Origin of the sequence: Sporosarcina siberiensis (genome assembly GCF_042681925.1) — a bacterium.
Taxonomy (GTDB): domain Bacteria; phylum Bacillota; class Bacilli; order Bacillales_A; family Planococcaceae; genus Sporosarcina; species Sporosarcina siberiensis.
Genome location: NZ_JBHUGI010000006.1, coordinates 288,669 through 308,923 on the forward strand (window position 1 = coordinate 288,669; position 20,255 = coordinate 308,923).

At 39.2% G+C, this 20,255-nt stretch carries 24 protein-coding genes and 1 other annotated feature; all 24 genes read left to right on the plus strand.

What is annotated here, in order from left to right; all coding sequences use genetic code 11:
- Positions 1-25: 25 nt before the first annotated feature.
- The 24 genes from ACFSFY_RS04355 (at position 26) to ruvA (ending at position 20,246) form a co-directional block, all read left to right on the plus strand.
- Positions 26-781 (plus strand): prepilin peptidase, encoded by a 756-nt coding sequence (locus tag ACFSFY_RS04355; RefSeq protein WP_381535942.1) that lies wholly within the window; start codon positions 26-28, stop codon positions 779-781.
- Between the two features lie 89 nt (positions 782-870).
- On the plus strand, positions 871-1,527 hold the full coding sequence (locus ACFSFY_RS04360) for a hypothetical protein (RefSeq protein WP_381535943.1): 657 nt from the start codon (positions 871-873) through the stop codon (positions 1,525-1,527).
- Between the two features lie 95 nt (positions 1,528-1,622).
- Positions 1,623-2,237, plus strand: coding sequence for a Maf family protein (locus ACFSFY_RS04365; protein ID WP_381535944.1), 615 nt, complete (start codon positions 1,623-1,625; stop codon positions 2,235-2,237).
- Positions 2,227-2,925: a RadC family protein gene (radC, locus tag ACFSFY_RS04370; protein ID WP_381535945.1), complete on the plus strand. Its 699-nt coding sequence runs from the start codon at positions 2,227-2,229 to the stop codon at positions 2,923-2,925. The genes ACFSFY_RS04365 and radC overlap by 11 nt, the downstream gene beginning before the upstream one ends.
- A 91-nt stretch (positions 2,926-3,016) precedes the next feature.
- Positions 3,017-4,036, plus strand: coding sequence for a rod shape-determining protein (locus tag ACFSFY_RS04375; RefSeq protein WP_381535946.1), 1,020 nt, complete (start codon positions 3,017-3,019; stop codon positions 4,034-4,036).
- An 18-nt stretch (positions 4,037-4,054) separates the two neighbouring features.
- Complete coding sequence (mreC, locus tag ACFSFY_RS04380; RefSeq protein WP_381535947.1) at positions 4,055-4,957, plus strand: rod shape-determining protein MreC; 903 nt, start codon at positions 4,055-4,057, stop codon at positions 4,955-4,957.
- Positions 4,954-5,478: a rod shape-determining protein MreD gene (gene mreD, locus ACFSFY_RS04385; RefSeq protein ID WP_381535948.1), complete on the plus strand. Its 525-nt coding sequence runs from the start codon at positions 4,954-4,956 to the stop codon at positions 5,476-5,478. The genes mreC and mreD overlap by 4 nt, the downstream gene beginning before the upstream one ends.
- 25 nt (positions 5,479-5,503) lie before the next feature.
- Positions 5,504-6,175, plus strand: a complete 672-nt coding sequence (minC, locus tag ACFSFY_RS04390; RefSeq protein WP_381536048.1) for a septum site-determining protein MinC — start codon at positions 5,504-5,506, stop codon at positions 6,173-6,175.
- Between the two features lies 1 nt (position 6,176).
- Complete coding sequence (gene minD / locus ACFSFY_RS04395; protein WP_381535949.1) at positions 6,177-6,974, plus strand: septum site-determining protein MinD; 798 nt, start codon at positions 6,177-6,179, stop codon at positions 6,972-6,974.
- A 605-nt stretch (positions 6,975-7,579) separates the two neighbouring features.
- Positions 7,580-8,131 (plus strand): hypothetical protein, encoded by a 552-nt coding sequence (locus ACFSFY_RS04400; protein WP_381535950.1) that lies wholly within the window; start codon positions 7,580-7,582, stop codon positions 8,129-8,131.
- A 4-nt stretch (positions 8,132-8,135) separates the two neighbouring features.
- A complete protein-coding gene (locus ACFSFY_RS04405) occupies positions 8,136-8,750 on the plus strand; it encodes a M50 family metallopeptidase (RefSeq protein ID WP_381535951.1) in 615 nt (204 codons plus the stop codon).
- A gap of 41 nt (positions 8,751-8,791) precedes the next feature.
- Positions 8,792-8,865 (plus strand) — a sequence feature (ribosomal protein L21 leader region).
- Positions 8,866-8,877: 12 nt separating this feature from the next.
- Positions 8,878-9,186, plus strand: a complete 309-nt coding sequence (rplU, locus tag ACFSFY_RS04410) for a 50S ribosomal protein L21 (protein ID WP_381535952.1) — start codon at positions 8,878-8,880, stop codon at positions 9,184-9,186.
- Positions 9,187-9,257: 71 nt separating this feature from the next.
- Positions 9,258-9,548: a 50S ribosomal protein L27 gene (rpmA, locus tag ACFSFY_RS04415; protein ID WP_381535953.1), complete on the plus strand. Its 291-nt coding sequence runs from the start codon at positions 9,258-9,260 to the stop codon at positions 9,546-9,548.
- A 110-nt stretch (positions 9,549-9,658) separates the two neighbouring features.
- Positions 9,659-10,177, plus strand: coding sequence for a Spo0B domain-containing protein (locus tag ACFSFY_RS04420; protein ID WP_381535954.1), 519 nt, complete (start codon positions 9,659-9,661; stop codon positions 10,175-10,177).
- An 11-nt stretch (positions 10,178-10,188) separates the two neighbouring features.
- A complete protein-coding gene (gene obgE, locus ACFSFY_RS04425; RefSeq protein ID WP_381535955.1) occupies positions 10,189-11,478 on the plus strand; it encodes a GTPase ObgE in 1,290 nt (429 codons plus the stop codon).
- 38 nt (positions 11,479-11,516) lie between these two features.
- Positions 11,517-11,972, plus strand: coding sequence for an ACT domain-containing protein (locus ACFSFY_RS04430; protein WP_381535956.1), 456 nt, complete (start codon positions 11,517-11,519; stop codon positions 11,970-11,972).
- Positions 11,973-11,988: 16 nt separating this feature from the next.
- The gene (gene pheA, locus ACFSFY_RS04435) at positions 11,989-12,873 is read left to right on the plus strand and encodes a prephenate dehydratase (RefSeq protein WP_381535957.1); all 885 of its coding nucleotides are present in this window, start codon (positions 11,989-11,991) and stop codon (positions 12,871-12,873) included.
- A 164-nt stretch (positions 12,874-13,037) separates the two neighbouring features.
- On the plus strand, positions 13,038-14,159 hold the full coding sequence (locus tag ACFSFY_RS04440; RefSeq protein ID WP_381535958.1) for a LysM peptidoglycan-binding domain-containing protein: 1,122 nt from the start codon (positions 13,038-13,040) through the stop codon (positions 14,157-14,159).
- Between the two features lie 7 nt (positions 14,160-14,166).
- Positions 14,167-15,036: a phosphotransferase gene (locus ACFSFY_RS04445; RefSeq protein WP_381535959.1), complete on the plus strand. Its 870-nt coding sequence runs from the start codon at positions 14,167-14,169 to the stop codon at positions 15,034-15,036.
- 11 nt (positions 15,037-15,047) lie between these two features.
- Positions 15,048-15,770 (plus strand): YebC/PmpR family DNA-binding transcriptional regulator, encoded by a 723-nt coding sequence (locus ACFSFY_RS04450; RefSeq protein ID WP_381535960.1) that lies wholly within the window; start codon positions 15,048-15,050, stop codon positions 15,768-15,770.
- A 432-nt stretch (positions 15,771-16,202) separates the two neighbouring features.
- Complete coding sequence (locus tag ACFSFY_RS04455; RefSeq protein WP_381535961.1) at positions 16,203-16,706, plus strand: hypothetical protein; 504 nt, start codon at positions 16,203-16,205, stop codon at positions 16,704-16,706.
- Positions 16,684-17,829 carry a BRCT domain-containing protein gene (locus ACFSFY_RS04460; protein ID WP_381535962.1) on the plus strand — a complete coding sequence of 382 codons (1,146 nt, stop codon included), beginning with the start codon at positions 16,684-16,686 and terminating at the stop codon, positions 17,827-17,829. Before ACFSFY_RS04455 ends, ACFSFY_RS04460 begins: the two co-directional genes overlap by 23 nt.
- A 201-nt stretch (positions 17,830-18,030) precedes the next feature.
- Positions 18,031-19,182 carry a restriction endonuclease gene (locus ACFSFY_RS04465; protein WP_381535963.1) on the plus strand — a complete coding sequence of 384 codons (1,152 nt, stop codon included), beginning with the start codon at positions 18,031-18,033 and terminating at the stop codon, positions 19,180-19,182.
- Between the two features lie 461 nt (positions 19,183-19,643).
- Entirely contained in the window at positions 19,644-20,246 is a 603-nt protein-coding gene (gene ruvA / locus ACFSFY_RS04470) for a Holliday junction branch migration protein RuvA (RefSeq protein ID WP_381535964.1), read from the plus strand.
- The last annotated feature ends 9 nt before the right edge of the window (positions 20,247-20,255 follow it).

The following is a 20,255-nucleotide window of genomic DNA, read 5'->3' on the forward strand; positions in this document are numbered from 1 at the left end:
TATGTGAACATTAAGGAGAGATTACATGGAATATATGTACATACTTATGTTTTTTCTATACGGCATCGTTTTCGGTTCATTTTTCAATGTAGTTGGTTTACGGGTTCCGAAAAAAGAGTCGATCGTTTCACCTCCGTCGCATTGTACGGTATGTTCTCGGAATTTGGGAGTTCTCGATTTGGTCCCAGTCTTTTCATACGTATTTCTTCGCGGGAAATGTCGGAAATGTAAAACGGAAATTAGTTTCATCTATCCGTCAATGGAATTTCTGACGGGTGTTTTGTTTGCATTTTCATACTATATGCTTGGTTTTAGTATGGAACTGATCGTTGCACTTTTATTTATATCCTTACTAATCATCATTACTGTTTCAGATATCGCATATATGCTCATCCCGGACAAGGTGCTTCTGCCTTTCGCTGTCGTGTTGTTAGGACTTAGGTTACTTGTGCCGCTTTCTCCGTGGTGGGACAGTTTACTAGGCGCTGTGATAGGTTTTGGCGTCCTTTATTTAATTGCCGTCGTGTCGAAAGGTGGAATGGGGGGCGGGGACATAAAGCTGTTCTTTGTGATTGGCTTAGTTCTTGGTACCTTAAATACCTTGTTGACATTATTTCTCGCAGCACTGATTGGGTCCATTATTGGTTTGATTATCTTAAAAAGAAGTGGGAAAGGTCGGAAAACGCCTGTCCCGTTTGGTCCTTCGATTGCAATCGCTGCAGTCATTGCTTATTTCTGGGGTGCTGATTTTGTCGCATGGTATGGAAACTTATTTATTTGAGTCGATAAATTTTCTTGAGCGAGACGACACACGTCTTGCTTTTTTTCATTTCGCGTCTGCTACGGTTAAATAAAACGGGGTGGACGAGAATGAAATTCGGAAAAAGGTATTCAAATAAGACTGTAATTATGGCAATGCTTCACGGAGTGCTCATTGGGGTAGCGGCCGTTTCACTTATCGCATTAATTCTTATTACAACAGGTGATAAAACTCCTAAGGATATTGTTAAAGATAAGGAAACAGAAACAGAAGTTCCGACGACAGGACCTGCGCCGATAGATTCTGAAGTACCTACTCTACCGAGTGCGGGTTCTATTCAATTGTTTGCAAGACAACACGGCGTATTCACAACGCAATTATCTGCTACTGCATTTATTTCGGAGGATCCTTCTCTCACTTCTACCGCAATTATTAAAGCCGATGGTCAGTATTATGTTTGGTCCGCTGTTGGATTAAGTGAAGCGGAACTGATGAATGTTGAAATTCCAGAGACTTTTCGAAAAAGACTTATTGTAGACACATCAGCTTGTGTTGCACTTGGAGCTGGAAAAATACAAGATATCCTGAGTGAAACCGATGCAACCAAAATAAAGATTTCAGATGCAGATAAAACGGACATCACTTCGGGTGAATTCAATCGAAATGTAGATGCTGTAACTAAGTATACAAGCGATATGCGACTCATTCGCTTACAGCTCTTATCCCATTATTCTGCTACGAAGGAATGTGTGAAAATCTCATTTTGAAGCCTCATAATGGCCCAAAATGAAATTATGCCGATTTACGCTCAATTTCGAAAACCCTTTAAATAAGTTATCATCGAAGAAAGGGGGAATTTAATTTGAAATTTAAAGTAAACAAGAAGCTTATACTTGCTTCTGGATCACCGCGCAGAAAAAAGTTGCTTGACCTACTAGACGTTCCGTTTACTGTTGTAAACAGCAATTATCCTGAACACGAATATACCGGAAAAGGGAGTCCAGTGGAATACGCAGAGTCGCTCGCAACATCGAAAACGTTGAGCGTGGCTGAAGAAAATCCGGATGCAGTTATTATTGGCGCGGATACAATCGTTGTTCTAGAAAATCGGATTTTTTCAAAACCAGTGGATGCTCTCGAGGCAAAGCAGTTTTTGAGAGCTTTATCTGGACAATCTCATTCTGTTATTACTGCTGTTGCAATATTCTTTGATGGTGAACTCATTACCTTTTCGAATATTACGAAAGTCACGTTTTATGAACTAAGCGACGACTTGATTGATATGTCGGTTACGACCGGCGATCCACTGGATAAGGCTGGTGCATATGGGATTCAATCGAGTGGTGCATTATTTGTGGAACGGATAAACGGTGATTATTACTCCGTAATGGGACTGCCGATTGCAGCACTGACTAAAAAGTTATTGGAGCTCGAAATTCTTTCTTTGGTAGGAGGTGCTGTGGAAAATGACAGTTGACCTCCAGTCTGGAATGATGATTCGCGATGTGCAATTGGCGGATAGGCCACGTGAACGACTCATTCGTCAAGGTGCGGAAAGTCTTTCGAATCAGGAACTTATAGCCATTCTTCTTAGAACAGGAACTAAAAATGAATCCGTTTTAGTTCTTGCGAATCGAGTCCTTTCTTCTTTTGATAAAATCCAGGATTTAAAAAATGCGACAATAGAAGAATTTATGACCGTCAACGGAATAGGTGAGGCAAAGGCCGTCCAGCTTCTAGCGGCAGCAGAACTAGGCAAACGAATTTACCGGAAACATTCGGAAGGGAGATACACAATTCGTTCGCCTGAAGACGCGGCAGCCTATTTAATGACGGATATGTCATCGTTAAGTCAAGAACATTTTGTCGTTTTATTTCTCAATGTGAAAAATGAAATCATGCATAAACAAACTTTATTCATAGGAAGTTTAAACTCTTCGATTGTCCATCCGCGTGACATTTTCCGGGAAGCTGTAAAACGTTCCGCGGCCTCGATTGTCTGTGCACATAATCATCCTTCAGGCAACCCCTCCCCATCACCAGAAGACATCGAAGTTACGAAAAGATTAATAGAAGCAGGGTCGATTATGGGCATAGAACTTCTTGATCACATCATAATCGGAGATCATAAATTCATTAGCCTAAAAGAAAAAGGGTATATGTGACTCTTTATATTTCTTTGCAAATCCGCTATACTGTGGTGTAGGATTTGATGAACACCGTAATTAAGCGGTTGTATAGAAAGGAAGAACACATTTGTTTGGATTTGGAGCTAAAGATGTCGGGATTGATCTCGGCACAGCAAATACATTGGTTTTTATTAAAGGCAAGGGTATTGTCCTTCGGGAACCCTCAGTAGTAGCAAAAAATATAAATACAGGTGAAATCGTTGCAGTCGGATCTGCTGCTCGAAATATGATTGGCCGTACACCGGGTTCAATTGTTGCAACTCGTCCAATGAAAGATGGTGTCATTGCTGATTTTGAAATCACAACAGCAATGATTGAGCATTACATGAAAGAAGCTATGAAAGCATCTGGTGGCACATTTAAGAAGCCAAATGTTATGGTATGTGTTCCTTACGGCATTACATCGGTCGAGCAACGCGCAGTTACAGATGCAACACGTCTTGCTGGAGCTAAAGATGCATTTACAATTGAAGAGCCCTTTGCAGCTGCAATAGGAGCCAATCTACCCGTTTGGGAACCTACTGGAAGCATGGTCGTCGATATAGGCGGAGGAACTACAGAGGTTGCTGTGATCTCTCTTGGAGGGATTGTAACAAGCGAGTCGATTCGTGTAGGCGGAGATACAATGGATGCATCGATTACGACATATATTCGCAAAACATACAATTTAACAATTGGTGAGCGCACAGCGGAAGCCATTAAAATTGAAATTGGTTCTGCTAAAGTTGTTGGTGAAATTCAGAAAATGGAAATCCGTGGACGCGATCTATTAACAGGACTTCCAAAAACTCTTGAAATTACATCTGAAGAAATTGCAGAAGCACTTCGCGAATCCATTACGCAAATCATTGATGGCGTGAAGAAAACTCTTGAAACAACTCCACCGGAATTATCATCGGATGTTATGGAACGTGGTATTGTTCTAACAGGCGGTGGTGCTTTACTAAATAATTTAGATAAAGTAATTTCGGATGAAACAAATATGCCCGTCTTTATTGCTGAAGACCCACTCGATTGTGTAGCGATTGGAACAGGTAAGGCGCTTGATAACTTTGATTTAATTAAAAAAATGCAAACAAAAAGATAATGAGGGAGGATACGGGCAATGCCGCGATTTTTTTCTAATAAACGATTGATATTACTGCTCGTTGGCGTTATCGCCTTAGTTGCTTTAATATCCTTCTCCCTGAAGGACCGGCATAACGCCTCTCTTCCTGAACAAATTGTAAAAGACGTCGTCGGCTTTGGACAATCTATATTCTCCAAGCCGACGCATTACATAACCGGTATTTTCGGAAACATCGATGGGATTTTGAATACATATGAAGAAAATAAGGTGTTGAAAATGCGCCTGAGTGAATATGCAACAAGTCAATCGGAACTGATTGACATTCAATCAGAAAATAAACGATTGCTTGATATAATTGGCAAAGAAGAAAATCTTCGAGAATACGAGCCAATTCATGCAACGGTTATTGCTAGAAATCCAGATCAATGGGAAATGAAAATTATTATTGATAAAGGAAGTTTGCACGGTATTGAACGTAATATGGCGGTATTGACAGCGCATGGTCTTATTGGGAAGGTTGTTCTTGTCACACCGTTCACTTCAACTGTAGAATTATTGTCTACTGAAAATCGTGAGCTCCGTGTGTCTGCGGTAATTCCAGGCGATGCACCTGCTTTTGGTTTGATAGAAGGGTTTGACCCGTCGCGTAGCGAACTAATTATGAAGCGTATCGATTCAAGTTTCAAAGTTGAGCCTGGCCAAAAAGTGATTTCTTCAGGACTCGGTGGTGTATTCCCTGCAGGACTTCCAATCGGAGAAGTAACAGAGGTATCGACAGATGATCACGGATTAACAACTTTGGCTTATATTCGTCCTGCCGCGGAATTCTCAATGCTCGATCACGTCATCATTGCTAAACGCAGTTCAATACAAGTGGATGGTTCTGATGGTGGCGGAACAGATGAAACGATTGGTGCGGAGGGGGAGAATGGATCATGATTCGGTCTATCATCCCTCTTATTGCTATTTTACTATTTTTTCTAGAACCTATATTTAGTTTATTCTCACCGATTGAAATTAATGGGGCGCTGTATACTTTAGTCCCTCGTTTTGTCATCGTATTTTTAATATTTGTTGCTGTTTATTACAGCCGTCAGCGCGCAATCCTTTACGGAATTGTATTTGGCCTCTTGTATGATATGTTCTACATTGATATTATTGGACTATATGCTTTTCTATATCCATTGATTTGTTTTATCGCAGCTACGATTATTCGCAGAATTCATCGTCATATTGTAATTGTGATGATCTTGTGTTTATTCCTTGTTGCACTTCTTGAAATCTTATCGTATTTATTTGCAAGTTTAATATCACTTACTTCGATTGGATCGGAAGAATTTCTTACCGGAAGGCTTATTCCAACACTAATTGCTAATTCTTTATTTATAGTTATGTTTGGTTGGATCTTCAAAGCTGTTATTAATAAAAGAGTTTTTAAGGTAACGAGAGAATCTTTGTAGGTGAAGGGGATGCGAGGTGACGACAATGACGAAACAGCAATTTGTGATGATCAAAGGAACGAAGGATGGACTTGTTCTCCGGCTTGATGATAAATGTGCCTACTCTGATTTGATTACTGAACTCGAGCAAAAGGTTGCTGAAGACGGTCTTGAGGGTCTTGCAAAAGTGCAAGTACATACAGGAAACCGCTATTGCGATGAAGCAGAGTTGAAAGAAATTATGAATATTATTCATGCCTCTCCAAATTTACGCGTCTCAAAAATACAAAGCGATGTCATAACAATGGAAGAGTGCAATCGACATATACTTGAAAACCAATCTGAAACGTATATAGGTATTGTCCGTTCTGGACAAGTTATTACAGCAGAAGGAGATCTCGTTATTATTGGCGATGTAAATCCAAATGCGCGTGTCGTCGCCGCCGGTAGTATTTACGTTTTGGGACGACTAAAAGGAATCGCCCATGCGGGTTCGAAAGGGAATACAGAGTCGGTTATCGCCGCATCATGGCTTGAAGCTACTCATTTAATGATTGCTGATAAAATCGAACTTATGACCGATGAATTGACAATTCTATCTGAACACCCAGAAATGGAATGTGCTTATTTGCATTCAAATGGCTTTATCGCAATCGACCGGTTGCAAGAACTTAGAAATCTTCGACCGGGATTGTCATCATTTAAAGGAGGAAGCTAATGTGGGAGAAGCTATTGTAATAACATCCGGAAAAGGCGGAGTTGGTAAAACAACAACAACCGCAAACCTTGGGACTGCATTGGCTCTACAAGGGAAAAAAGTATGTCTTGTCGATACCGATATCGGACTTCGAAATCTTGATGTAATTCTTGGTCTTGAAAACCGAATTATTTATGATTTAGTAGACGTCATTGAAGGTCGATGCAAAGTACATCAAGCACTCGTGAAAGATAAACGATTCGAAAATGGACTTTTTTTATTACCTGCTTCACAAACAACGGATAAAAATGCCATCAATGCTGAACAAATGAAAATACTAATTACAGATTTAAAAAGAGACTATGATTATGTATTGATAGATTGTCCAGCGGGCATTGAACAAGGATATAAAAATGCGGTTGCCGGGGCAGATCGTGCAATTGTAGTTACAACACCTGAAATCTCCGCTGTTCGAGATGCGGATCGTATCATCGGTCTACTTGAACAAGAAGATATAGAACCACCAAAACTCATTATTAACCGTATTAGACGACGTCTTGTTTCAAGTGGTGATGCACTTGATGTAAATGATATAACAACTCATTTGTCGATTGATTTACTTGGTATCATTCTAGACGACGAAAACGTCATTTCTTCTTCAAACAAAGGCGAACCTGTCGTTATGGATCCAACGAACCCTGCAGCAATTGGGTATCGAAACATTGCACGCAGAATTTTAGGCGAATCCGTTCCACTAATGTCTTTGGAAACTGGAAAACCTGGATTCTTCGGAAAAATTAAATCAATCTTCGCAAAATAATTATTAAACTCTCATTGTGTCTATACACATCGAGAGTTTTTTTGTTTTTTCAAATAAGGATTTCAATTATCCCGTTCCAGGCGGACGCTAATCCTCACGGAGTCATCTTTAGCCGCGGGCCCACACGAAGTGGGTCATGCAGTCGTTACGACAGGACGTCGTGGTTTTAGACTGCCTTGCACTTCAATCCACTAAGATTGCACTATGAAAATAGAGGAAAACTTTTAGTGGTTTTCTGGAAGTGGGATTAAATATCTTAAAGGAATAGTTTTTATTAAGAACTTATTCTTCCCAAAAACTTTAGCTGATTGGAGTGCAGAGCGGCGACTCCAGCGGGATTAGCGGGACAGGTTAGACCCCGCAGTGGAGCGTTAGCGACCGAGGAGGCTAACCGCCCGCCCCGTGGAACGCGTCCGCTTGGAACGGAAATCAGCGGGTTGCAGCAGGATTCTTTTGCCTTGTATATATTCAAGAAAGTGATACTTGTGAATTTCCATTCCACCAACATCATATAATATTCAACCAAGTTTTTTTGTTTAAGAACAATCTAAATACTATTCCCCACATACTCAACATATACTAAAAAAAACGGGTGGAGTGGTGGCATGAAATGGCGAACGAAATGGGTGTGGGCATGTATGTTGACGCTCACAGTTATTGGTGTTGCACAACTAGAAATAGCCGGCGTGATTGAAAAGCCAGTTACACAATACGTCACAACCGGTGATGATTTTTTAGTGATGAAAAAATGGGTGGCTACGATTATCAAAGATCCAAATGAAGAAACAATTATGGTAACAGCCAATAAAGACATAGTGGCACTTGCCGCTTATGAATCCATGCAACCTTATAGGGACGGCGTTCTAGTATCCTATTCGACTCCACTAGCCATTCACGCAAGAGGAAACGGATTAATCATATTCACGGGCTTTACGCGGAGAACTGGAAAGACAGTAACTGTGCTCTATGACGAAGGGGATGAAGTGACCTACGGATTTGTCGGTACTTTTTCCAAACTTCCCTATACAACTGTGAAAAAAGGCGACGTATTGGCACTCATGAATGATGATAGCGCTATGTTTCTTAAAGTAAGGCAAAATGGCGTACGATTAGATTCTTCACTACTGCCTGCATATCTCTCGGGTACATCGGAATGAGCCTATGAAATTTCGTCTTCATCCGGTGCTGATACCCGTTTTTTTATTTCTTATGATTACAGGCGGTTTTTCTCTTTATGCACTCATTTTTATTTCACTTCTTTTGCATGAATTTGGACATCTTATAGCGGCAAGAATTACGGGAATGCGTGTAAGATCCTGTACAATTATGCCGTATGGTGGGGAGTTAGTTATTCCAGGGCGGCTGTTGGCACCGAAGAAGGACCGTATCCTTGTTGCGATGGGTGGTCCAATAGCCACAGCCCTTTTACTTTTAATTGCACTGAGTTTTTCATTTCCAGGAGATGTACTGTTTATTCGAATTCAAGTAGTCTTACTCATCATAAATCTTCTTCCGATTTTACCTTTGGACGGTGGACAGGCTTTGGCTGCTATTTTTGAGACAAAAGGCAGTGAGCATAGCACACGAAATCGTATGTTGGTTTTTTCAATCCTGTTTCTAATCGTTGCGATATTGTTGATGGCTACTCGTATTCCAACAACAATTCCATATCTATTACTAACCGTTTTTTTATTGGTTCAAAATATAGCCGCGTTTCGATTTAGAAAATACGAACAAGCCTATTTAGATGTAAAGCTAAAGAGGTTGACGATTTAAGTTTTACGTGTTAGAATTCAATAGTTAATGTTTGTAGCGCACCCGTGCTGCAACCGCACTGAAAAGGTCTAAGAATCCTATGGGATCACCTAATAAGGCGAGTCTGAGTATAAGAGGAGGTGCAAGTATGTACGCAATTATAGAAACTGGTGGAAAACAACTTAAAGTTGTTGCAGGCCAGGAAGTTTATATCGAGAAAGTAGCAACTGAAGTTGGCGAAATCGTCACTTTCGACAAAGTGCTATTCGTAGGTGGAGACGATGTAAAAGTAGGCGTTCCATTCGTGGAAGGAGCTTCTGTCACAGCGAAAGTTGTTGAACAAGGCCGCGCTAAAAAAATTACAGTTTTCAAATACAAACCTAAAAAGAATTACAAGCGAAAATTAGGTCATCGTCAGCCGTTCACTAAAGTAATCATTAGTGAAGTTAATCTGTAAGGATGACATTATTATTCCTAAAATGATGGGCACTATATAAATTATCTTATAAAAGTAGGAGGTGGCACACAATGTTACGTTTAGATCTCCAGTTCTTCGCATCGAAAAAAGGTGTTGGGTCAACTAGAAACGGTCGTGACTCTCACGCACAACGTCTTGGAGCAAAACGCTCTGACGGACAATTTGTTACAGGTGGTTCAATCCTTTATCGTCAACGCGGAACTAAAATTCACCCAGGTGAAAACGTAGGTCGCGGAAGTGATGATACACTTTTTGCTAAAATCGACGGCGTAGTACGTTTTGAACGTCTAGGTCGCGATAAAAAGAAAGTTAGTGTTTACTCTGAAGTAAAAGAAGCGTAATCACTAATGAGAAGGACTGCATGTAATTTGCAGTTCTTTTTTTAATTTTAGCGTTAAAAGGTGTAAAAATGCTATACTGTTCTTATGTAAATTGCATTGGAGTGAGGGTTGTGAAAAAGGCGGAGCTGACAGTATCCGAAGTGCTGGAATTTTCACGTCATGACTTTTTAAATGAACTTCAACTTGTTTTAATGTACATTGAATTAGGAAAAATGCCCGAATCGAAACAAGCCATCCTAAAAGTTTCAAATAAAATTAAACAGTTGTCAATGCTTAGTAAACTAGGTCTTCCTGCAACGAATGTTTGGCTAAATACATTCCGTTGGATGTATCCTTTTTTTCAAACAACTTATTCAATGTCGATTGAAACTGGAACACGTAAAGTAAATGATCTAGAGCTCAGAACATTTTTAGATACTTTTTTTCAAGATTTAGTAGACCGTCTCGATCCGTTAAGTGAATATGAAATTGGATTCGAGGTTCTTGCTGGACCTTCAGATTGGTCAATAACTCTTACAATCAGCGGTTCAATGAATGTCAATCAAGAACTTCCGACTACAGGAAACAACTTTTTTGCGGAAGCGGTTCTGGCGGATAATGTATACGTATTAAAGATAAGTGGTAATTAGGAGGAAGTTAAATGTTTGTCGATCACGTAAAGGTTTTTGTAAAAGGTGGTGACGGTGGAAATGGTATCGTTGCATTCCGTCGGGAAAAGTATATCGCTTATGGAGGTCCATCTGGCGGTGATGGTGGTAGAGGAGCAAACGTTGTATTTATTGTAGACGAAGGTTTACGGACGTTAATGGATTTTCGTTACCAACGTCACTTTAAAGCTCCACGCGGTGAACATGGTGGAAGTAAGAACATGCACGGTCGAAGTGCCGATGATATGGTTGTCAAAGTTCCACCAGGTACGGTCGTAACGTCAGCTGAAGACGGTCGTGTCATTGCCGATTTAGTTGAGAATGGCCAAACAGCTATAATTGCTAAAGGAGGTCGTGGGGGACGTGGGAATAGTCGTTTTGTTTCACCACAAAACCCAGCACCTGAATTGTCCGAAATGGGAGAACCAGGTTTTGAACTAGAAATTGTGCTTGAACTAAAAGTGCTCGCTGATGCAGGACTCGTAGGATTCCCAAGCGTTGGGAAGTCAACATTGCTATCAGTTGTTTCCGCTGCGAAACCAAAAATCGCGGATTATCATTTTACAACACTCGTTCCAAATCTTGGAATGGTTGAAATAGAAGATGGTCGTGGATTCGCCCTTGCAGATCTTCCAGGGCTAATTGAAGGTGCTCATGCTGGAATTGGACTTGGTCACCAATTTCTACGTCATATCGAACGTACACGTGTTATTTTACACGTCATTGATATGTCTGGACTTGAAGGACGCGATCCGTACGAAGACTTTGTAACAATAAATGAGGAACTGGAACAATATAATATGCGATTGTTGGAACGTCCTCAAATCATCGTTGCAAACAAAATGGACATGCCTGATTCGGAAGATAATTTAGAGCTTTTCAAAGAGCAACTGGGCGATAGTGACGCGTTAATTTTCCCAATATCAGCACTTACGAGAAAAGGACTTGACGCTTTATTATATTCTGTAGCTGATTTACTTGAAGTCACACCAGAATTCCCTCTTTATGAAATCAAAGACGACGAGGAAGTTTCTGTTCTTTATAAATATGAAGGCGATGATGCAGATTTCAAAATTACCCGTGAAGATGACGGAGCATTTGTATTATCTGGATATACACTTGAACGACTATTTAAAATGACAGATTTCAATTTCGACGCATCTGTTCGAAAGTTTGCGCGTCAAATGCGAGGTATGGGTATTGACGATGCACTTCGTGAACGCGGTGCTAAGGATGGAGATACTGTTCGGATACTTGAATTCGAATTTGAATTCCTTGAGTAATGTCAACTAGGACAGACCGCCTTAAAGGGGGAAATCGTATGAAGCAATTAGGTGAAGGTCGTTTTTACTTAGTCCGTGAAGATGTTCTCACAGAGTCTATGCAAAAAACGATTGAGGCTAAGCGGCTTTTATCAAGCGGCGATGAAAAAACAATTCAAGAAGCCGCAAAAAGAGTTGGGTTATCACGCAGTGCATTTTATAAATACCGGGATACCGTATTTCCTTTTGAGTCAATTGCTAGAGAACGAGTACTGACGATTTTCATTCAACTTGAAGATCGTAAAGGTTCTCTTGCGACTCTACTCACAATCGTTTCAGAAGGTAAATGTAATGTCCTTACAATCCATCAAACGATTCCTGTGCAAGGTAGAGCAAATATTACGTTATCACTTGATGTGACTGAAATGCCAATTAAAATGGAGGAGTTCCTGCAACGACTCAAATCACCTGACTTTGTTGATTCGGTTACTTTGGTAAGTTCAGGAGCCCTCTAAATTAGGAGGAATAATTTTGGAAGAACGGAAGTTTTCACCTTCTGTCGCTTATTTAGGACCTGAAGCGACATTTACACATGTAGCAGCAAGTTTATTGTTTGAGAAGTCAGGTTTATTGCCACACCCAACAATCCCGGATTGTATTGAAGCCGTAGTGAGTGGGAAAGTTGCTTATGCCGTTGTACCGTTGGAAAATGCACTGGAAGGTTCCGTTCCTTTAACAATCGATTATATGGTTCAAGGGGAAGATCTTTTTATCAATGCTGAAATTTCAACGCCAATTGAACAACATCTTATGGTGAATCAAAAACAAAAAGATAATATCGATGAATTGAAATCCATTCAATCCCATCCACACGCTCTTGCCCAATGCCATAAATATTTAATATATCAATTTCGTAAAATACCACTTATCCAAACAACGTCAACATCGGCAGCTGCAAAATACATTTCGGACAATCCGGATGAAAAAATTGCTGCAGTTGGAAATAGACTTGCTGCAGAGAAGTATGGGTTACATATCGTAGAGGAAAACATTCATGATTTTCACTACAATCATACGAGATTTGTTGTGCTCTCTCTTCGTAAAGGCGTTTTAGAAAAGAAAAACCATTCGGAGACGAAGAAAACAACACTAATGGTTAAACTACCTGAAGGTGACCGTTCCGGAGGACTTCACCAAATTCTTTCTGTTTTTGCATGGCGCAAGCTCAATTTGAGTAAAATTGAATCAAGGCCCTTGAAAACAGGTCTTGGAAATTATTTTTTCATTATCGATGTTCAGGAAACAGAGGATCATCCAATGATGATTGGTGCTATGGAAGAACTTGCATCTCTTAATTGTATTGTTCGTTCTTTTGGAAGTTATTTTACATATGGTCAATTGCCGACACGCCCTTAATAGAAGGACGTACGGCTTTTTTTATTGAAATTTTTATGAATATTTCAATCATAAAATAACCCCAATCGCATATAAATGGCAAGAGGGAATGTCCCGTGAAAAATTGCGTCACAAGGTGGGGCATTCGGTCATACGATGGATATGATGAAGGGGGAATATGTTAAGTGGAAGTTCATGTTGTTGTTAGAGGGGATACGTTATGGAAAATTTCAAGACAATACGGGATCCCGTTTGAAGAGTTGAAAAGGGTCAATGCACATCTCGCAAACCCAGATTATATTGTGCCGGGCATGAAAATATTCTTGCCTGCAAAGCATTCTGGGGGTAAAGAAAAAGAACCGGTTAAACATAATAAACCTACTCATACGCTACCACAAGAACAAAAACCGCCAGCTAAACCGACACCACCAGCAAAACCAACGCCGAAGCCATCAGTTAAACCGGCACCAAAGCCAGAAACGCCTGTTTTACCAAAACCAACACCGCCAACACCGCCAGTGGCACCACCAATGCCACCAGCTCACCAAATGCCGATGCCAATGCCAATGCAGCCTCATATGCACCCAGTGTTTGCAATTCCATGTGGGTGGATGCCGATTTTCGATGCGGATTGTTATCCATTTATGCATCCTGGTCAGGCACCTCATGTCCCTATGCCGCCGACGCCTATGCCAAGTCCGATGCCGCCTGCACCTTCAAAACCGGTTTTGGGAATTGATGACAAAACACCACTTAAACGTCCTGAACATACGCCGATACCAAAGCCAATGCCGGTAGAAAATACCTTACCATCGGGTTGGCAATTACTCGAATCACCGGATATTTTATTTGATGAATCACCATCAATGAATCTTGAATCGACATCAGATGAAAGTCCGTTTATGCAGCAACAACAACCCATTCCATATCCACAACCAATGCCTTACCCACAGGCGATGCCGATGGAGGGAATACAGCAACAACCAATGCAACAACAACCAATGCAGTATCCTCCGCCAGGTTGTGGGTGTTCACCAACAACGAATTGCGGGTGTGGTAGATATCATCCAATGCCAATGGAAGGAATGCAACAACAACCAATGCAGTATCCTCCGTCAGGTTGCGGGTGTTCACCAACAACGAATTGCGGATGTGGCAGATACCATCCGATGCAAATGCAAATGCCAATGCCAATGCCAATGAATATGGCAGAGCCAATCAATCACTGTAGTGCATGTAATCAACCGATGCCGTACCATATGAATCCCCAACATCAACGGGGGCAAAACTGGTTCGGTTCATACTGAGCGGCGCATGATTACAGACGGGAAACTAGAGAAAATTAAGGACAACGTCTGGAAATTAGAACAAGGTGGGAAGAGTTATTCCGTTAAGCATTATCAATCTTCTTCAACTGCTGTGAAAGTGCGGCACATCCATAAGGAGCTTGACTCGGTTGCATACCCTCATATTGTTCCTGTTTTACTAACGGATGATAATTTAACATTCATTCAGCCATGGCTAGAGGGTGTGCGTCCGGTTAATTTCAAAAAAAGGGCAGACAGAACCGATTCGCTTGCCGCTTTAAACGAACTTCATGAAACGAAAACTCGTGTGGATTGGCCAGCATCCGTATATTTGCACACTTATCCACTTATAGAGAAGTGGCAAGAGCGTATTGCTCGTTTTCAGACGATCAGTTCGAGTTGTGAACTATACATTGGGGAAAGTCATGTTAAAGAATTACTGTTTTATGCTACAAATGCATTAAATATCATAAAGAAATCCTATGAAGACAACTTGGATGGCACACTGCTTCACGGAGATGTTGTTCACCATAATATTCTTAGAGATAAAGACGGGATTATTCGATTGATTGACTTTGATTTAGCTAGTACTGGTCCTGCTGGAACAGAAATTGCATTGTGGATTCACCGAGTACTGCCGCACATCGACTATGATATTGAGTTTTTGTTAAATGAACAACCATCCTTGCAAAAACTGAAATGGTCTTCAAAATCGCTGTTGCTCTTTCCAAATGAGCTGCTTCGTGAATGGCTTCATTTCTTTACATTGTCTGATAAGAGCAAGGAGAAACAAGTAAATAAACTAATCCCCTTTACAGAATCTGCGCTCTCACATTGGCCGAAATTATGGTATAATGTAGAACGGATGAAAAATTAGGGGGTTACATTATGGCAGGGCATTCCAAATGGAATAATATTAAAAACCGCAAAGGTGCGCAAGATGCAAAGCGCGGTCAAGTTTTTCAGAAAATGTCAAAAGAAATATTTGTTGCAGCTAAATCAGGCGGACCGGATCCAGAAATGAACCCTGGACTTCGGCTAGCCATTGAAAAAGCAAAAAGCGTAAATGTTCCTAATGATATTATAAAACGTGCAATTGACAAATCTTCAGGTTCGGGTTCAGAGGAAAATTACGACGATGTGATTTACGAAGGATACGGTCCAGGTGGAGTTGCAGTTCTTGTATTCTGTTTAACTGAGAATAGAAACCGTACCGCATCAAATATTCGCTTGGCCTTCAGTAAAAATGGAGGAAATCTCGGTGAGAGTGGCTCTGTTGGCTATATGTTTGAACGTAAAGGTCGTTTGTTTATTGAACGAACGGACGACACGGACGAAGATACAGTAATGATGGCGGCACTTGAAGCAGGCGCGGAAGATATCCAATCAACAGACGAAGGATTCGAAATTGTGACAGCTGCAGTAGATTTCTTACAAGTTAAGGAGTCTCTTGAAGCTGAAGGTATTGAATTTATTTCTGCGGAAATCGAAATGATCCCTACGATGTATACTGAGATTAGTGAAGAGAATGAAGAGAAGTTTGAAAAAATGATTGACATGCTCGAAGACGATGACGATGTTCAAGATGTGTATCACAACGCAGGAGAATAAGTTCGTTTTATCTAGGAGCTTTGCACGCAAGGGGTTAGAAGGTTTTGGTAGTAAGGTGTTAACGTGAAAATCACGTTTGTTGTGACATACATCCTGAAACTTAACCCTTTATTTAATGACATTCAAAATAGGTACTTTCTGACAAGTATTGTTTAACGACAAGCTTGGAGGGAGGTGCCTTTTTTGTTATTGAAAGACGTTATGATAGCATATATATTTTTTATTAGATTAGGATTTCTATTGTTATTTGGAATCGATTAACAAAAATAGAGGACTTCATAACTAATTGTAGAATTGTGTTTTAATAAGAATGAAGTGTACAAGCTGCCCGTTACACTTATATCAAACGAAAAATAAAGCGATATCAGCGCAGATATTGATAATTTATTAGGATAAACTACATGTTAATATTTTTGTTATTGGAAGATGTTATTGAAAACAGCAAGTATTTCTTTAGGGGGGATTGAGATGTTACTGGAAAGAATCAACGAATTAGATAGTGCTATTTTGAATGTCGTAGAGGATTGGGTTTATATTTTAGGATTTTATAACACTGAAAGACTTAACTCTTACTTAGAAAAAGGAAAGAAAAATTGGAGCTCTATGGGTTTATATCCGTTTGAAGAGTTGGTATTTCATAATATTAAAACTAATGCAACAATCATCTTACAACAAGATGGTGTTGAAGTTGCCCGCTATCAATATATTAATATTGATAGCGGTGTTTTAGTGTACGACAATGTGCGTAATAAAACAGGCAAAGCCACTGGGGCATATCAGATTAGAAAAGAAGTTTATAGCTCTTCGTGGAATTTAAAGTTTGCAGATAGTTCTCTAATATTCGAAGAGTGGGAGGATATGCAGAGTTATGTGTTGATGACATACAAATATGATATTGGAGAGGTGCTATTAGATGGAGAGGCAGTTACTTCTTGATATTGAAACAGGTGGCTTCCAAGTAGAAGATCGAATCTATGAGGTAGCAGTTTTAGCGATTGAAAATGGTGAAATAGTTGATTTACTTCACTTAGGTGAAATAGAAGATGAAAATGTGATTCATGAAGGTATGGGTGCAGGTTATTCGTGTATTAGTGAAAATAAACACTATATCGCAAAATTCCAAAGCTTTGTTACAAATTATCCTTATCCCATTATTGCACATAATGCATCATTCGATAGAAAGTTTTTGGTTCATTATAATTGGATAAGTGAAGAAAACACTTTTTATGATTCAATTAGGGCGATTAAAAGAGCATGTCCATATTTATTTAGTTATTCACTAGACTACTTGGTAAACTATTTTGAAATTGAAAGAGGTAATGCACATACTGCAATAGATGATGCACATGTGTTATTTAAGGTATTAGAAGCAACTCAACCTAATCAATGGTTGCCTTTATATAAAACGTCGCCTAAAAACTTAAAATCATCTGCGAAGTCTTTTCTAGAACAAGGATTGAAAATAAAAGGTGATTCAGAAGTGTTTAAGGGGAAGCACCTTGTGTTCACAGGAGCTTCACAGTTCCCAAGAGTTTTAATGCAAGAAATAGCAGTTTGCTGTGGAGCATCAGTTGGTAATAACGTAAATAAGAAAACGGACTATTTAATTTGTGGTGAAAAAGTTGGAGCAAATAAAATAAACAAAGCAATAGAACTAGATGTACCAATGTATGAAGATAATTGGTTTATTGATATTGTGTTTCAAGATTTAGCAATTAAAGAAAATAAGCAAAAACCTATAGAGTCTTCTATCATTTCTGAGTTACCAATGTCTTCACATAAACAATCTCCCTATAAGTTACTACGTGAGTTTGAAGGTAAAAAAGTGAATATATCTTGCCTAAAGTTGAGAGTACAAGCTATTGTCAGTAGATTACTCGGAGAAATGGGAGCAACAGTTGTCGCAAGCCCAAATGCAAAGAAAGTAGACTACATGATTTACACAGACAATGGTGAGTACAAGTTATTAGAGCAGTCTGAGAAATTGGGGATTGTTGCTATTCCTGTTTCAAAATTTAATCGAATAATCTTGGAAGGTGAAGTAGTAAGTAATTATTAGTGTTTAGATTATACTGAAAGAAAAAAATGAAAGGAACAATTGCAGAATCGGAGAGTGTAAAATATCTTGTTGGACTTAAAAATATGGTATATCAATACTAACAGCAGATATGATCTGTTTTAAAGAAATACTGCAACAGCACAGAAAAAATAAGTGTAACGGATTTATATTTAGAACTTTAATAATGTGGAGGGATGATCATTGACCAAAAACAAGTTATTTACACAAACAAAAATGTCTGAAAAAGTGGGATGGTCTGAAGGAAACGGAAGAAGATGGATAAAAGCGTTTAAAGATTATATTCCGTTTGAAAAAGTTAATAATAAAAAGATGTACAATAACGAATCTATAAGAATACTAAGTTTCTTGAAAGACTTTAGAGAAATGGGTTTATCCATGAATGAAATAAAAAAATGGGTGAAAGATAACGGAATGCCTGAAAATGAAACAGAAACTAAGCAAGTTTTGCATGAAAATAAATTTGAAAATATAAGTAATGAATATAGTAAAGATATTGCAAAAACAATACCTACAATTAAAGAACTGTTAATACCATATCTTGATGAATTAAGAGATGGTAATACATATTCAGCAAATGAACTTACTCAAAAGATAGTGAAGGTTTTTAATTTGTCTGAATCACAACGAATAATGAAATACGAAACTAACACTGATACAATTTTCTTGTCAAGAATTCGCGGAGCTAGATATAGCTTGAAAAAAGAAGGTTATATAATTGAAGTAAATAAATTTTCCTATCAAATAACAGCAGAAGGTTTGGAGTTGTTAGAAGAAAATGTATTTGATATTGCAGTAGAAGTTGAAGAAATGGAAAAGTTAGTAGACCCGCTAACAGCAATAAAAGAAAATGTGAATGATTTACATAATCAATTAGCAGATGAGTTATTGAATGAATTAATGAGGTTAGACTGGAAAAAATTTGAGGATATTGTTATTGATTTACTAACTACCATGGGATATGGAGATGGTGAAGTAACAGATAGAACTAACGATGAAGGCTTGGATGGTATAATAAAAGAAGATAAATTAGGGCTAGATAATATTTATGTACAAGCTAAGAGGTACGGCATAGGAAATTCGGTTGGACGCGCTGCTGTTCAAGGTTTTTCTGGTGCGTTGGACGGAAAAGGAGCAAGAAAAGGTGTCTTTATCACAACGTCATATTTTACAAACGGTGCTAAAGAGTATGCGAAGAAAGTTGATTCAAAAAGTATTATTTTGATAGATGGGAAAGAACTTGCGAGTTTAATGATTTCTTACAATGTTGGAGTAGATATTAAAACTACTTTTGTTGTTAAGGAACTGAACTATAACTACTTTAAGGAAGAATAAGTATTTGGGGTAGCATCAACATTTATTCTACAGGTAATCATACTTACTTTCTATTTATTTTGAACTTATATTCCGACACGTTTTAGCTGATTGGAGTGCAGACCGGCGACTCCAATGGGATTAGCGTGACAGGCGAGACCCCGCAGGAGCGCGGTTTTTGCGACGAGGAGGCTCGCCGCACGCCCCATGGAACGCGTCCGGTCGGAACGGAAATCAGCGGGTAGCAGGATTGTTTAGTTCAATATACGTTTATAAAAAGGACGTTAGTGAAATTCCATCCCTTTCTGCTTTATACGTGGAGGGGGATTTTCTTTCACTAACATCATATTTAGTACAATCACTTTACTCTTGTTCTATTAAAGAATAGAACTAAAAACCCTTGCTCTCGCTTTAAGAGTGTCGTTCCCAGAAAGTGCGTTCGTATGCTATAATTGTGAATGACGAATTGAGGAGGTCCTAAAATGTACGACTACATAAAAGGGCATGTTACAAGAGTAACGCCTGAATACATTACACTTGACCAAGGCGGTCTGGGCTGGCTTGTTATGACGCCGAATCCATATTCTTTTCACATTACAGATGAACTCCAGCAAGTATTTACATATTTACATGTTCGGCAAGACATTCAGTTGTTGCTTGGATTTAAAACACTGGAACAACGCGAATTGTTTAAAAAACTGATTACCGTTTCAGGGATCGGACCAAAAGGGGCACTTGCTATTCTTGCTAGTGGTATACCTTCACAAGTTATTGGTGCAATCGAACGTGAAGATGAATCTTTCCTTGTTCAATTTCCGGGTGTAGGAAAAAAGACCGCCCGACAAATGATTTTGGACTTAAAAGGGAAATTGCATGATTTGTTTAGTGAAATCGATATGCCGGATGAGGAATTCAACCTGCTTACAATGGTTGAAAACGGTGCACTTGATGAAGCATTACTCGCACTTGAAGCGCTAGGTTATTCGCAACGAGAATTAACAAAAGTGAAACCGAAACTTGAAGATGAAGAATTGGATACAGAAGGGTATATGAAAAAGGCTCTTCGACTTTTATTGAAAAAATAATGCTTAAAA